This is a genomic window from Desmonostoc vinosum (assembly GCF_059505385.1).
The window spans coordinates 23,874-38,086 of sequence record NZ_JCACKM010000296.1 but is presented as its reverse complement, the minus strand read 5'-3'; the positions used below and the strand labels follow the sequence as shown (position 1 = coordinate 38,086).

At 41.1% G+C, this 14,213-nt stretch carries 10 protein-coding genes; 7 read left to right on the top strand and 3 right to left on the bottom strand.

Annotated features, from left to right (window positions below; all coding sequences use genetic code 11):
* The first annotated feature begins 1 nt into the window (after window position 1).
* The 5 genes from avd (at window position 2) to AC5JMF_RS30605 (ending at window position 3,325) form a co-directional block, all read left to right on the top strand.
* Window positions 2-349, top strand: a complete 348-nt coding sequence (gene avd, locus AC5JMF_RS30625) for a diversity-generating retroelement protein Avd (protein WP_495799475.1) — start codon at window positions 2-4, stop codon at window positions 347-349.
* Between the two features lies 1 nt (window position 350).
* Entirely contained in the window at window positions 351-1,409 is a 1,059-nt protein-coding gene (locus AC5JMF_RS30620; RefSeq protein WP_495799474.1) for a reverse transcriptase domain-containing protein, read from the top strand.
* A gap of 21 nt (window positions 1,410-1,430) precedes the next feature.
* The gene (locus AC5JMF_RS30615) at window positions 1,431-1,556 is read left to right on the top strand and encodes an SUMF1/EgtB/PvdO family nonheme iron enzyme (protein ID WP_495799510.1); all 126 of its coding nucleotides are present in this window, start codon (window positions 1,431-1,433) and stop codon (window positions 1,554-1,556) included.
* A 519-nt stretch (window positions 1,557-2,075) separates the two neighbouring features.
* Entirely contained in the window at window positions 2,076-2,213 is a 138-nt protein-coding gene (locus AC5JMF_RS30610) for a hypothetical protein (protein WP_495799473.1), read from the top strand.
* A gap of 140 nt (window positions 2,214-2,353) precedes the next feature.
* Window positions 2,354-3,325: a protochlorophyllide reductase gene (locus AC5JMF_RS30605; RefSeq protein ID WP_495799472.1), complete on the top strand. Its 972-nt coding sequence runs from the start codon at window positions 2,354-2,356 to the stop codon at window positions 3,323-3,325.
* A gap of 11 nt (window positions 3,326-3,336) precedes the next feature.
* Here the strand turns inward: AC5JMF_RS30605 and AC5JMF_RS30600 are convergent, their stop codons facing one another.
* Entirely contained in the window at window positions 3,337-4,275 is a 939-nt protein-coding gene (locus tag AC5JMF_RS30600) for a DMT family transporter (RefSeq protein WP_495799471.1), read from the bottom strand.
* A gap of 418 nt (window positions 4,276-4,693) precedes the next feature.
* Between AC5JMF_RS30600 and AC5JMF_RS30595 the strand changes: the two genes are divergently transcribed.
* Window positions 4,694-5,032: a hypothetical protein gene (locus tag AC5JMF_RS30595; RefSeq protein WP_495799470.1), complete on the top strand. Its 339-nt coding sequence runs from the start codon at window positions 4,694-4,696 to the stop codon at window positions 5,030-5,032.
* Between the two features lie 283 nt (window positions 5,033-5,315).
* Here AC5JMF_RS30595 and AC5JMF_RS30590 read toward each other — a convergent pair whose 3' ends face one another.
* Both AC5JMF_RS30590 and AC5JMF_RS30585 read right to left on the bottom strand, forming a co-directional pair.
* Complete coding sequence (locus AC5JMF_RS30590) at window positions 5,316-5,978, bottom strand: PEP-CTERM sorting domain-containing protein (protein ID WP_495799469.1); 663 nt, start codon at window positions 5,976-5,978, stop codon at window positions 5,316-5,318.
* Between the two features lie 191 nt (window positions 5,979-6,169).
* Window positions 6,170-10,246: a putative Ig domain-containing protein gene (locus tag AC5JMF_RS30585; protein WP_495799468.1), complete on the bottom strand. Its 4,077-nt coding sequence runs from the start codon at window positions 10,244-10,246 to the stop codon at window positions 6,170-6,172.
* Between the two features lie 190 nt (window positions 10,247-10,436).
* Between AC5JMF_RS30585 and AC5JMF_RS30580 the strand changes: the two genes are divergently transcribed.
* Window positions 10,437-14,000: a WD40 repeat domain-containing protein gene (locus tag AC5JMF_RS30580; protein ID WP_495799467.1), complete on the top strand. Its 3,564-nt coding sequence runs from the start codon at window positions 10,437-10,439 to the stop codon at window positions 13,998-14,000.
* Window positions 14,001-14,213: the final 213 nt, after the last annotated feature.

Genomic DNA, 14,213 nt, shown 5'->3' with positions numbered 1-14,213 from the left:
CATGAGTGAATTACCTATCATTCAAAAAACTTATGACTTAATTAAATGGTATGTACCTATATTAAATCGCCTGCCACATAACCACAAATTTCTCTTGGGTGACAGAATTATAGAAGGATTATACGACCTTTTAGAAGAATTAATCAAAGCCCGTTATTCTAGAGAGAAACTCACCCAACTAGAAGCTATAAACAGCAAATTAGATATTTTACGTCATCAAACAAGATTATTGTTAGATTTTGAGTTAATCAAATCTGATAGATATGAGTACATAGGAAAATTAATCAATCAAATTGGAATTGACTTAGGCGCTTGGATTAAACAGCAACGGCAATCAATAACAAAATAACATGAAACGTTACGGCAATTTGTGGACAAAAATTATAGACTTTGAAAACTTACTAACTGCTGCCAAAAACGCACAAAAAGGAAAGCGTTATAGAGAAAACGTTTTAGCATTCAACTACAATTTAGAATCAGAACTTGAAAAACTAAAAATAAAATTAGAGTCAAAAACATATATTCCCGGTAGTTATAAAACCTTTACAATTGTAGAGCCAAAACCGCGTATGATATCTGCTGCACCATATAGAGATAGAGTAGTACATCATGCCTTATGTAATATCATCACACCTATTTTCGAGCGCACATTAATAGCTGATACCTACGCTAACCGCCTTGGCTTTGGCACTCATCGCGCCTTACGACGTTTTACAGAATTTTCTCGTTCCAGTCGTTATATTCTTCAGTGCGATATTAGAAAATATTTTCCCAGTATTGACCATAATATTTTAAAAACTATAGTACGACGGAAAATAAAATGTCCAAATACACTTTGGCTTATAGATACAATTATTGATAATAGTAACGAGCAAGAAAATATAGTAGAGTATTTCCCAGGAGATGATTTGTTTGCACCGATACAACACAGGCGAGGTTTACCAATTGGCAATCTGACAAGTCAGTTTTTTGCAAATATTTATTTAAATAGTTTTGACCATTTTGTTAAAGAAAAATTACAAGCACGAAAATATATCAGATATGTAGATGATTTTGCGATCTTCGCTGAAGATCGCAATTTTTTAGTAGATGCTCGTCAAGCAATAGAAGAATATTTAGTAACTTTAAGGTTAAAAATTCATCCTGTAAAGAGTCAGTTGTTCGAGACAAAACACGGAGTAAATTTTTTAGGTTTCCGTATATTACCAGACTATATTCGTGTCCGCACAGAAAATTTACGTCGATCACGGCGCAGATTGCGACAAATGCAAATAGATTATGCTCAAGGTAAAATTAATCTAGAACAAGTATTACAAAGCTTACAAAGCTGGGTAGCACATTTAGAACACGGGGATACCTGGCATTTACGAGATAAGATATTCGCTACTCTCGTATTTTCGAGAGTGTGAAGAAGGGACAGGCACTTCCGACTGCTGCGCGGTGGTTCTTGGAACAACAACCCAGAAAACTGTCGCAGTGCGAACCGCAACAGGAACGAAGCCGACAACCGTAACAACAACATTGGTTTTCGTGTTGTCTCTGTCGTTCCCGCGTGAGCGCTCCCAAAGGTCAGAACTGATAGATGGGAATTTATCGGGTGTACATCAGGGAGTCCAGACCTGTTCCAGCGAGGAAGGCGACGACCTCCAAAAATCAAACTAAGTCGGGTAGCTTGGTAAGTTGCAATACTGAACAGCTATTCGACATAAACATGATAAATTTATCAGTTCTTAGTAAGGACTTTAGGCACTTTGCTTGCTGTTTCAGGTAAAGTTAAAACAAGGTTAAGATTTTTTACGACATAGTGAAATTTAGTAGTGTCAACAACGACATATGGGAGAATAAAGTTAAGAATTAAAATATATCCCCTTAAAAATTTCTGTCTACTTTTCAACGGGTGAATGCGTTTAGATGTGTGCGATCGCTGTCACTTTGTTGATAATTTCAAGCGCAATTATTTACTTTTTGAAAGTTATAAAAATCCAAACTAATACTTTCAAAAATGAAATTTAGTTGAGCGCAGATTGAACATGTCAAGTTTCATTCAGACTTAATGAAAATCTGGGAGTTACGAAATGGCAATACGAAATAACTTAGTCGCCAACTTGTGGCAGAGAGTACAAAAAGATTCTGTTAGTTGGGGATCTTTAGCTCTTTGGATAGGTGCATTAGCTGTACTATTAGTCACACTGGCAATGTTTGCTAACGCTTAATTTCAGTTGTTTCAGTTCCTGAATAATAAATCCTTTGGTAGAGACGCGCTATGGCGCGTCTCTACAAGTGTTTATCATGGTGACGAGCGTGGTATGAGATCATAGGAAAAGTTAATAGCGGTTAAAAAAGTCAGAACAGAATGCAACAACATCGCAAGTCAACAGTTGTAATCACAGGTGCGTCATCAGGAGTCGGTTTGCAAGCTGCTAGAGCGCTTTCCCAAACAGGACAATGGCATGTAGTAATGGCTTGTCGGAATCTCTCGAAAGCAGAAACAGCTGCTCAAAGTGTGGGAATGTCACCAGACAGCTACACAATTATGGAACTTGACTTAGCCTCTTTAGAGAGTGTTCGGCAGTTTGTCAAGAACTTTAGAGTAAGTGGTAGATTTTTAGACGCTTTGGTGTGCAACGCGGCAGTGTACATGCCCTTATTAAAAGAACCGATGCGAACCGTAGATGGATATGAATTGAGCGTTGCTACAAATCACCTGGGACATTTCCTCTTGTGTAAACTTATGCTAGAGGATCTGAAAAATTCACCTGCTTTAGATAAAAGACTCGTGATTTTGGGAACTGTGACAGCTAACCCAAAAGAATTGGGTGGTAAGATTCCAATTCCAGCACCCCCCGACTTGGGAGATTTACAAGGTTTTGTAGAGGGATTCAAAGCGCCTCATTCAATGATTAACGGCAAGAAGTTTAAATCTGGCAAGGCTTATAAAGATAGCAAACTTTGCAATGTGTTAACCATGCGAGAACTGCATCGGCGCTATCACGAATCAACTGGCATCACTTTTAGTTCTTTGTACCCTGGATGTGTAGCAACAACAGCTCTATTTAGAAATCACTATTCCTTATTTCAGAAAATTTTCCCACTCTTCCAAAAGAATATTACAGGGGGATTTGTATCTGAGGAACTGGCAGGTGAGAGGGTTGCAGAGGTGGTTGCTAATCCTGCATATAAAAAATCCGGTGTGTATTGGAGTTGGGGTAATAGACAGAAAAAAAATGGTAAGTCGTTTGTTCAAGAAGTCTCAGACGAAGCGAGCGATGATGACAAAGCAAAACGCTTGTGGGATTTGAGCGAAAAGTTGGTTGGACTTGCGTGAAAAGTCGGAACCTATTTCAAATAAAACAATAATCCAATTCCGACGATCGCAATTATCACACCAGCAATCGCTCGCCAACTCACTTTTTCGCCCATTAAAATCGCGATGGGGATAACGAACAATGGGCTAGTCTGCAATAGTGTTGAGGCGATTCCCGCCGCTGTCAGTTTAATTGCTGTTTGTTGCAACCAAATTCCCAGGTAGGTGCCACAAAAAGCAGCCAAGATACTAGCTAGAATTATGCGCCAAGATTGCCAATAGGGATAGGAGAAAGCTGTTTGTTGACGTATAGGAAACCATGCCCAGATTAAAAGGATTAACACGGCTGCACTCAATCGTAATAAGGCAGCCCACAACGGTGTAACACCAGCGGTTGTAAATGCGACGCGGGAGATAACTGTGCCGATAGCATTTGCGATTGCTGCTAATAAACTAAAGCCGACTCCTTGCCATATATGCGTTGAGTTAGCATCATCTGTACCAGGGACACGTTCTGTGACTACCCAAGCAACTCCCAAAATAGTTAGCAAAATCCCGCACCAAGCACTGATATTGAGATGTTCTTGCAGAATCATCATAGCTGCGATCGCTGTCAGTGGTGGGGCTAGGGTTCCTATTAGTAAAACGCGACGTGCCCCTAAGTAATTGATCCCAGCTAAGAAAGCTGTATCCCCTAAGCCAATGCCTACAACTCCGCTAAGAGAAAGTAGGAATACAGGCATAGGTGAAAGGTTTGGCGAGAATTCTCCTTTGATCAATATAGTGATCACAAGTAAGGCGATCGCTATTACTCCTTTAATTAAATTTAATTGTCGTGGCCCAATCCGTTGCCCCAAAAGCCCGTATATCACCGATGCTACTGCCCACAAACAAGCAGCAGATAAAGCCGCCACCTCACCACTCCAAGCATGAGGCGAAATAATTAAATAATTATTAAAAATAATATACACCTTTAAATAATTCGTAATTCGTAATTAAGTTTTGTAATGGCGATTTGACCGCAACACAAAACTTGCCGATTATAGAACCAGGGGACTTAAACCCACGGAACTCGTTAATTATCATCGGAAACTTTTTAATCATACATCAAAAAAAATAAATAAAATTAGCACTCTCCGTTGGCAAGTGCTAAGCTGTTCCACATATAACTTGCATAATTAGGGCGGGCAAGATGCCCACCCCACAAGAGTTTTATTTAATTTGATTATGTAATTTAGATGTTTTTTAGCTTAACCGATGACGAAAGTTTAATCACTACGATATAGGCATAGTTCTACTTCTTTTAGATGAAAATTAAGATTTTTTAGACATAATTATTTTTTCTAAACCAAAGTTTTATATAATTGATTCAAAAGGGATAAGACTGCAATGAAATACACTTTTGACATCATAGGAGTATCGCCAGTTTTGCCGTTTTTTAATCATCAACAGCAAAGTTGGCAAAAACCAAAACACCAAGGAGTGGAATATCTAGGAACTCACAAGTGTACTCTGGATGCATTTCTAGAATCTGTAGAATCAGTTCCGGTAAAGTCAGATTGGAATTTAGATCAAGTAGTAGATACAGTAATTCAGTTTTGGTTAAATAACTCAGAGAGTATTCGTTTTTGGAAAGTAAGTTTAAATGCCGCAGGTAGAGATAGTTTGCTGGTAGCGAGAGTTGCAGATATTGTTGCTCTACAGGCTGAATTTGAATCTTTACTGTAGTAGTTGAAAATTTGTTGTAGTTTTAGATATTAGACCTCTTGTAAAAGTCCTTTTTTGCGTTCTCTTCTCTGCGTCTTTGCGCCTCTGCATGTTAGCAAAGCGGGGCGTAGCCCAACAAAAAAATATTTATGCAAGAGGTTTATTGATGAATAAGTGATATTTGCAAAGGTGCTGTATCGTTGCGATGTTTGAGAGCCGATGCTGTTATACAATTTTGCTCAGCATTGGCTCAAAGAGGGCGATCGCTAAATTAGCAGAAAGTATGCTTTCTTAGCTAATTTTGTTAAGCTTTTTTTATATATTTTCTTTTTAACATAACTCCAAACCCGCCAGCCAATATAGAACCAAGGGTAGTTAAAGGTTCGGGGACTGGTTGAGGATTAGCATTTGTCACCGAAGCATTCGTTAACGACAATGTTGAAGAACCAATGTTATCAATGACATCGATAACACCGATGCCTACATTATAAGTACCAGCTGTTGCAAAGGTATAACTAAAAGAGGAATTTCCAGTTAGAGGGATAACTGAATTGCTAATTGTGACAAAGGCGCGATCGCTCAAGGAAGTATCATAGGTTAAAAAGGAATAGTCAAAACTAATTACATCCCCAGCCAGAACATTAAAAGCTTTCTTAATTGCAGATCCTTCGGTAGCATCAAGACCAAGGTTTCCTGAGTCGAGACCTAAAAAAGTTTCTAAGGAACTAATATAATCTGGGTCATTACCTGAGACATTGTAATTGACATCATCATCAGTACCATCAGCGAAAGCATTTGTGAGTGTCGCTTGATTTGGAACTGCAACAACATCACCTGATTTGTCCCAATTGCTTAAATCAAGACTGGCAGCAAAAGCAGGGGAAGCAATCGTAAAACTGCTTAAGCTCAAGCAGCTGAACACTATAGCTTTATTAATGTTTTGTTTGATAACAGTTGCAATCAACATAATATAAACCTCCTAAAAATTTTTGAACCAAATTGTTAGTAAACATCCAGTAGATATAGCAATCCTAAATAAGTTTTAAATTTCTCTGTTTCTTTTCTTGGCGCACTTGTCGCCTTGGCGGTAGCCTTAACTCAAATAGGATTGCTAGAGTAACAGAATTGCGAATTGTTTAAAGACTAAAAGTTAAGCTCCTAAAATACAAAGTTATTAGGATTATTAAGAGAGCCGCTACTTGCTAAATTTACCGTGATTAAAGGTCGGAAGATATCTTTACCTGTAGGGCCATCAGCATCAATTTGAACGCTGAAGTTGCTAGCACTAGTACCTTGCACAACTTTGACATAGCCATCGGCTATGGCGTTGACGCCGTTGTAGCCTCCTGTAACTAGGCTATCGAGCAGTTGGGTAAAGACAATCTTGTCCTTGCCAACCTCAAAATCTGTAATCGTGTCACCGCGATCGCGGATGTCAATATACACAAATTGGTCATTACCGCCACCCCCTGTAAGTGTATCTCCACCTTGGAGACCAATGATGCGATCGCTCTTTGAGGTTCCAGTTAATACATCACGTCCAGAAGTACCGATGATAGGTGGGTTGTCAATCTTAATAACTTCCAGATTGAAGATATCTTCACTACTCACGCCAGCAATATCTGTTGCTGTTAATTTCAGGCTGAGAGTACCAACATCGCTGTTAGTTGGTGTACCACTGAATGTTCGTGTAGCGGCATTGAAGTTGAGCCAAGCTGGTAAAGGATTACCGTTAGCTAACGTTGCTTTATAGTTAAGACTATCGCCAGCGTCTATGTCAATAAAGGTGTTAGCGTCGAAAGTGAAGCTAAAGGCTGCATCTTCGGTAGCCGTTTGAGAGGCGATCGCCTGATTTAAAGTTGGTGGATGATTAACAGGGGGGGTATCTTTAAATAAAACAGAGAGGTTGTCTAGCTTAACAATCGCTGGTGAATCCTGCGGCCCGGTTAGTCGGAAGCTTAGTTCACCAAATTGAGAGGTTAAGCCTGCAAGGGACACTGAATAATGTCCATTAGTAGGCAAAGTACTGAGATCCAAATCGGTTAATACACTATTATCAAAGACTACCTGAAGGCGATCGCCCTCTCCAACCGTCTCTACTGACAGATCAAACTCGATACTTTGCGGACTGCTGTCATTGAAACTCAACACCTGTCCTAGCGAAGTATCAGCCGTCTGGACAAGTTCAACCTGTGCGTTTGTTCCATCATCTACCAGCTTTACATTTCCTACGACATCCCAGAGAACGGTGACAATTTTAGAAGCATCTCGTGCTTGTGCAACCCAATTGTTAATTGCTTCATCATCTGTGGGTGTGAAATCAACTGCCAATATTTCTTGGCGTAAATCAGCTAAATCTTCAAATGAGCCATCTGTAAAGTTGCTAAAATCATCTGCTGTAGTGGAAGATGCTGATTTTGCTACAGATTGATTGAGAGTAAAAGCATTGTCGGGTTCTGCACTCAAAGAGCTAAAGCTTGCTGCAAACTTGAGTAATTTAGAGCTTGTGGTTTGTTTTCCTACAAAGTTCTCTAGAATGTACCTCTCACCAGTCAAAGGACGAGTATCTGAGTCTGTATAAATTTCTGTAATATTAAGGTGATCTGAAGGCTCATCTAATCCTCTGATCACATAGTTTTCAAAAGCCTCGCCATATTTTGGGGTTCCTCCTCTTTCTGGTGCTTTCCAATCAGGTAAGGCGTTTTGAACCAACGTTTGAGTGGCAGAGCTAAAATCACCTAGCTCAGATTTAATCAGATTAAAAATAGTGGTGATTTTGGTTTCAAGCCCATTTTGAACTCGATAATTAACTCTCCGCTCAATATCAGCAGCGTTAACCTCGTCTGGAATACTAATATCACTCAAAATACTGCTGATACCGGGCCAATCAGTTGAGTAGCCATCTAGTGCAGTGTATTGGTCAATGTGATACCCCATCTTTGTTAATAAGGTAGCAACACGAGCATTGACTGCTCCACCTCGGCTATGTCCAACTAAGTGGATAATTTGTTCTCCATTTTGGCTAAGTTCTGGATCTGCCAGTAAATTAGAAAGTCTTACGTCTTGAACAATTGTCTGTGCTGCATTTTCAGCTAAACTACCGCCTTTTTTGAGTTGAAGCTTTGCGATAGCTATAGCAATGGCAGCCAATTTTACTTGACCGAATGCTCCAAATGCAATTGAAGTAACCATCGAACCTATACCTGCAACCCATCCGGTTGAGGAATCCCAGTTCGACACATAAGTTTTGACATCTCCTTGAAGCGGAGTGCCGAAAGAGAGTGCATCTAACTTTTTACCCAGCTTGAACCACCCATCTAAAAAATTGGGAAAGACGTCTCTGCCGAAACCGTGGGTTGCAATGTTTAAAACTTTTGGTGGGGGAGGATCAGCGCGTAAAATTGCGCTACTTCCGTTTGAAAATGAAGCCCAAAAAGCAATTTGACCCGCCTGGTTAATGGGATCGTAAATCTCTAAATCTTGAACAGTACCCTCTTTCTCTAATAAAGTTACGGTATCGCCTACTTTAACAACTAACTTGGGATCGGCGACATTAAATGTTGGCGTTGTTTTTAAGGACACACTGAGATTGTTAGTGTAAAGCCCCTCTTTGCCAGATTGGTCAGAAGCTAGATAAGTGATTGTTCCTATTCCTAAACCCTTTTCTTGGAACAAGTTGTAGCTAACACCAATACGAGAGTTGACACCAAAGCTAGAAAAAATTCCTTTATCTTCACCTGTATCTAATATTCCGTTTTTATTAACATCATCAAATTCTTCACCCGGATCTAAAAACCCATTGCCTGCAATTCCAGCAATGCGCTGAATTACCCGACTAGTGCCGCCTGTATTGATACTGGCGAAAATGCCTGCACCAGGAGTTATCTTCAGTGCAGTTGCTCCCGCTTCATTGAGAACACCATAAAATGTGACAATTTGCCCATCATCGCTAATAACAGGACTGTTTCCAAGCTGAGTGAATCCATCGGTACTTGTTACAGCAATTGTTTTGGCTGTACTTAATTGATTGTTATATAAATTAATTGCTCTGATACCAGATTGAGATTCAGAAACTAAAACGCTCCCGTCGTCCGCAATTGCTATATTAACCGTAGCCGAACCTGGTAATAATCTTTCATTAAATTTAGAAAATAGAGACGTAGATGGAGTGACAAGCTGGCGATCGCCAAGTTCGTATCGTGGGCCAGAAAATATATCAACTTCAAAATTCTGCTTAAACGCAACAAATACACTCTCTCCTTTGTTATTAACACTATTGATCGGCAAAACAGAGTAATAATCGAAGGGATAAGAAACACCTGTTTGAAATCCGCCACCAGTAGCAATCAGCGAACCACTATCAGTACTGTCACTGTTATATAGACGCAAGTCTGATATGGACGAAGTTCCAGAAGTTCGCCAACTTCCAATCACCTGATTTTTATTATTGATTTGTACAGCTGTACCAAATTGAAGGTTGCTTGTTACTGTACCTGGAACAATATTAGTTAAAGTTAGTGAATCACTACCAACAAAAATAGCATTTGAACCAAAAACACTTGTATTTAGATCTCCAACAAAGGCAACTTTCCCTAAATCATTGATTGATGTCCTATTCTCAATTTTCTGGATTCCTTTATCTCCAGTCTTGGCGATGATTTCATATTTATAGAAAGGATTGGAGGGTGTTGAACTTGCCTGCTCGATCTGAACTGTTTCACTATCAAGAACAACTGTTGCTACATCATTCTCTTGCTTCAAAGCATTTAATTCTGTCTCAGTTAGAGTATCTCCTAACACCAATTTGGCAAAAATATCCCCTTCATCGCCAGGTGCATCAGTCGTATTAACTTGAGTATCAACCCAATGACCAAATTCTTCTAAAATGACACGCGCGATCGCCCCCACATCCCCCTGATGATTTATGATAAATTCCTGCGATAAATAAATCTTATTCGTCGCCGCTGCAAAAGCTCCATTCGCCCCATTGATATCTGCTGTGTGACGAATCTCTATTTCAGGAAAAATACTAAAATCCCCAGCTAACCACGCTGTCATTAGGGAATCAACTTTAGCACCCTCACCAAAAGCGATCGCTATTTTTTGACTAAAATCAGGCTGACTCGCAAAATTCTGTAAATTTTCTGGCGCTAAAACTAGGGCTTGTTCTATAGAAGTTAACTGTTTTGGGTCAAGGATTAAAGAAGACTTAACAATCAAACGTGCATTTTTCATCTTTATTAGCAGTTTTTATCGAACGATTAAAAGTTATTGTTTCAATACTCTACTGCTTGGTATAAACTTTGACGGTCGGAAAAAGTCGGAAAAAAGTCGGTTCTTCTTGGTAGATTTACGTAAACTTTTCAAAATCACAAAGGTTATAGTGCGAATATCGTAGTTAATCTCAGTATTGGTATGTAGATAGATGACGGTTGAAGAAGCGATCGCACTAGTCGAGCAATTATTAGAACGGGGACGCTTAACGAAAGTTCAAGAAATTGTGTTTCGTCAGTCATGGGCAGGACAAACTTACTTAGATATGGCTGTAGAGTCCGATTACGACCCCGGTCATATCAAAGACATTGGTTATGAACTGTGGCGATCGCTCTCTCAAGCTTTAGGCGAAAAAGTTACCAAGAATAATCTGCACGGAGTATTGAAGCGAACCACGCAGGCACAAAAGGACACAAACGCCCCCATCAACTTCCAACCATTCACGAATTACACAGATTGGGGGGAAGCAATCGACGTTTCCCAGTTCTATGGGCGTACTACTGAATTAGAAACCCTCAGCCAATGGATTGGGCGCGATAATACTCGTGTAGTCACACTGCTAGGTATGGGTGGTATAGGCAAAACCGCACTCTCGGTGAAATTGGCAGAACAATTGCAGGGAGAATTTGAGTATGTGATTTGGCGATCGGTGCGGCACGCACCTTTTTTTCATGACAAGGTGACGGAATGTATCAAAATCCTTTCTCATCAGCAAGTTACAACATTGCCTGCTAACCCTCACGATCAAATTACTTGTTTAATCGAGTACTTACGCAAATCCCGATGCTTGCTAATTCTAGATAATTTCGACACGCTATTACAGCAAGGTCAAGGGACAAGCTGTTACCGTGAAGGCTACGAATCTTATGGTGAACTTTTGTGGCGATTGGGAGAAACTAAGCATCAAAGCTGTATCGTGCTTACCAGCCGCGAAAAACCTGACCAAATCGCTGCTTTAGAAGGTGATGGTTTGCCAGTTCGCACCTTAGCTTTATCGGGCTTAGAAGTCGCAGTTGGGCAAACAATCTTAACACTCAAAGGGCTATCAGGCTCACAGGACGAAACCCGCCAACTGGTTGAGTGTTACCGTGGCAATCCACTAGCTTTAAAAATTGCTGCCACCTCAATTCGCGACTTACATGAAGGCAACATCGCCCACTTCTTTACCGAAGGTACAAGCGTATTTAAGGGTATAAGTAATCTTTTAGACCAGCAATTCCAAAGACTTTCCACCAGGGAACAGCAAGTGATGTATTGGCTGGCGATTAACCGCGAGAAGGTTTCTGTCGCAGAATTACAAACAGCCTTCACACCAGCAATGGCTAAGTCTAAGTTAATGGAGGTGCTAGAGTCTTTACGCTGGCGTAGCTTGATCGAAAGCAATACTGGGAGATTCACACAGCAACCTGTCGTCATGGAATACGTGACAGACTGCTTGATTGCACAAATCTGCCAGGAAATAATCACAGAATCACCGCAATACTTGCTGACTCATGCTTTGATGCCAGCTCAAGCAAAAGATTACATCCGCGACAGTCAAATTCACTTGATTGTACGACCTATCCTCAGTCAACTACAAATCAGGCTTGGCTCTACTCACCAACTTGAGCATAAACTTGACAGACTAGTTAAAAAGCTCCAAAATGAAGCTATAGATCCAGTTGGGTATGGTGGCGGTAATCTGTTGAATTTACTGGCACAATTAGAAACCAATTTAACTGGATACGACTTTTCGCGCCTCAATATCCGTGACTGTGATTTGCGGCTCAACTTACATCGAGTCAATTTTACTCAAACAACGTTTCGAGATTGTGTTTTTGCTGCGACCTTTGGCGGGATTACTAGCGTTGTCTTTAGTCCAGATGGGCACAGTCTGGCTACCAGTGATACAAATGGTGAAATTCACATTTGGGATGTCAGCAATGGCAAACAACTCTTTAGCTGTAAACAACACAACAGTTGGATCTGGAATCTGGCCTTTAGCCCTGTGCAGCCAATTTTAGCTAGTTGCGGCCAGGATCATACAATCAAACTTTGGGACATTACTAAAGGAGCATGTCTCAAAACGCTGTATGGACACACCAGCATTGTCACAGCGATCGCTTTTAGTCCTGATGCGAAACTGCTTGCTAGTACTAGCTATGATGCCACAGTTAAAGTCTGGCATCTGGCCACAGGGCAATGTGTCCAAACTCTCAAAGGACATAATGCTTGTGTGTGGAGTGTAGCTTTTCATCCGGCAGGTCAAATCTTAGCAACGGCTGGTGAAGATCACACAATCAAGCTGTGGGATTTAGAAACTGAATGCTGTGTACAAACCCTCAAACAACATCAGCACTGGGTAAAAGCGATCGCCTTCAGTCCAGAAGGGCAAATGTTAGCAAGTGGCAGTTTCGATCAAACCGTGAGACTGTGGGATTTACATACTGGCGTGTGTTTGATGACATTGTTGGGACACGCAGAAGTCGTCACCTCGGTAGCGTTCAGCCCTAACGGTGAACAACTCGTAAGTGGCAGCTATGACCAAACCGTGAAGATTTGGGACATAAACACCGGTAAATGTCTGGATACGCTAGAAAAACATACAAATCGGATTTGGTCAGTGGCTTTCCATCCTCAAGGACACTTGATTGTTAGTGGTGGAGATGACCACGCGGCTAGAGTTTGGGAACTTCAGAGTGGACAATGTACCAAAACCTTCCAAGGACACAGCAATGCTGTTTATGCGATCGCCCACAGTTGGCAGCAAAACTTACTTGCTAGTGGACACGAAGACCAAACAATCAAACTTTGGGATGTCAACCTAGATACACCACAACTCTTAAAAGTTGACCTCCAGCCTTTTCGTGTATTACATGGACACAGCAATCGTGTATTTTCTGTTGCCTTCAGTCCCGATGGTCAGTTTCTTGCTAGCGGCAGTGCAGATCGCACCATCAAGCTTTGGAGTCCCCATACAGGGCAATGCCTCAAAACTTTACATGGTCACGGTAGTTGGGTTTGGGCAATTGCTTTTAGTCCAGATAGTAACTTCCTTGCTAGTGCCAGCTACGACCATACAATCAAGATATGGGATGTGCATTCTGGTGAGTGTTTGCAGACATTGCATGAGCATCCTGGTTCTGTGTTGGCGATCGCTTTTAGCCAAGATGGCAAAACTCTTTTCAGCAGTGGCTATGCTTCGATAGTTAAACGCTGGAATGTGAAAACAGGCAATTGTCTGAACACTTGGGAGGCAGATTCAAACCGTGTTTGGGCAGTTGCTGTGAGTCCAGATACTCAATACGTTGCTACTGGTGGTGATGACTCCTTGGTGCGACTGTGGAACATCCACACAGGGGTTTGCCTGCGTACATTCACAGGACATACCAGCCAGGTAATCTGTATTCTGTTCACCGCCGACGGCAACCGCATGATTAGCAGTAGTAGCGATCGCACTATCAAAATTTGGAATGTACTTACTGGAGACTGCCTTGCAACACTACAAAATCATCTCCATTGGGTGTGGTCACTCAATATAACCCCAGACGATCAAACTTTGCTCAGTGGAAGTTGGGATGAAACAATCAACTGTTGGGATATTGCTACCGAGAAGTGTCTACAAACCCTAAGACCAGCCCGTCCATATGAAGGCATGGTTATTACTAGAGTAACAGGTTTGACTGAAGCACAGGCAGCAACTTTAAAAGCTTTGGGGGCGTTAGAAGTGAATTGATCCACGACTTTGACCGCGCAAGCAGATGTCATATCAAGTTCGGATAATCGCTTATTATTAAAATTTCTGTGCGTCTTTGCGTTAGTCCTAACGATAAGTCTTCAAGCGAACACGGGTAATTGTAATTACTTATTATTAAAATTTCTCCCTGTCCCCGCGTCCCCACGTCCCCGTGTCCCCGCTTCCCCGCGTCCCCGCGTCAGCCATAACGAT

Excerpts from the sequence above, each read along its gene's own strand:
- avd (WP_495799475.1), top strand. The coding sequence starts at position 2 with ATGAGTGAATTACCTATCATTCAAAAAACTTATGACTTAATTAAATGG.
- AC5JMF_RS30620 (WP_495799474.1), top strand. The coding sequence starts at position 351 with ATGAAACGTTACGGCAATTTGTGGACAAAAATTATAGACTTTGAAAAC.
- AC5JMF_RS30610 (WP_495799473.1), top strand. The coding sequence starts at position 2,076 with ATGGCAATACGAAATAACTTAGTCGCCAACTTGTGGCAGAGAGTACAA.
- AC5JMF_RS30605 (WP_495799472.1), top strand. The coding sequence starts at position 2,354 with ATGCAACAACATCGCAAGTCAACAGTTGTAATCACAGGTGCGTCATCA.
- AC5JMF_RS30595 (WP_495799470.1), top strand. The coding sequence starts at position 4,694 with ATGAAATACACTTTTGACATCATAGGAGTATCGCCAGTTTTGCCGTTT.
- AC5JMF_RS30590 (WP_495799469.1), bottom strand. The coding sequence starts at position 5,978 with ATGTTGATTGCAACTGTTATCAAACAAAACATTAATAAAGCTATAGTG.
- AC5JMF_RS30585 (WP_495799468.1), bottom strand. The coding sequence starts at position 10,246 with ATGAAAAATGCACGTTTGATTGTTAAGTCTTCTTTAATCCTTGACCCA.
- AC5JMF_RS30580 (WP_495799467.1), top strand. The coding sequence starts at position 10,437 with ATGACGGTTGAAGAAGCGATCGCACTAGTCGAGCAATTATTAGAACGG.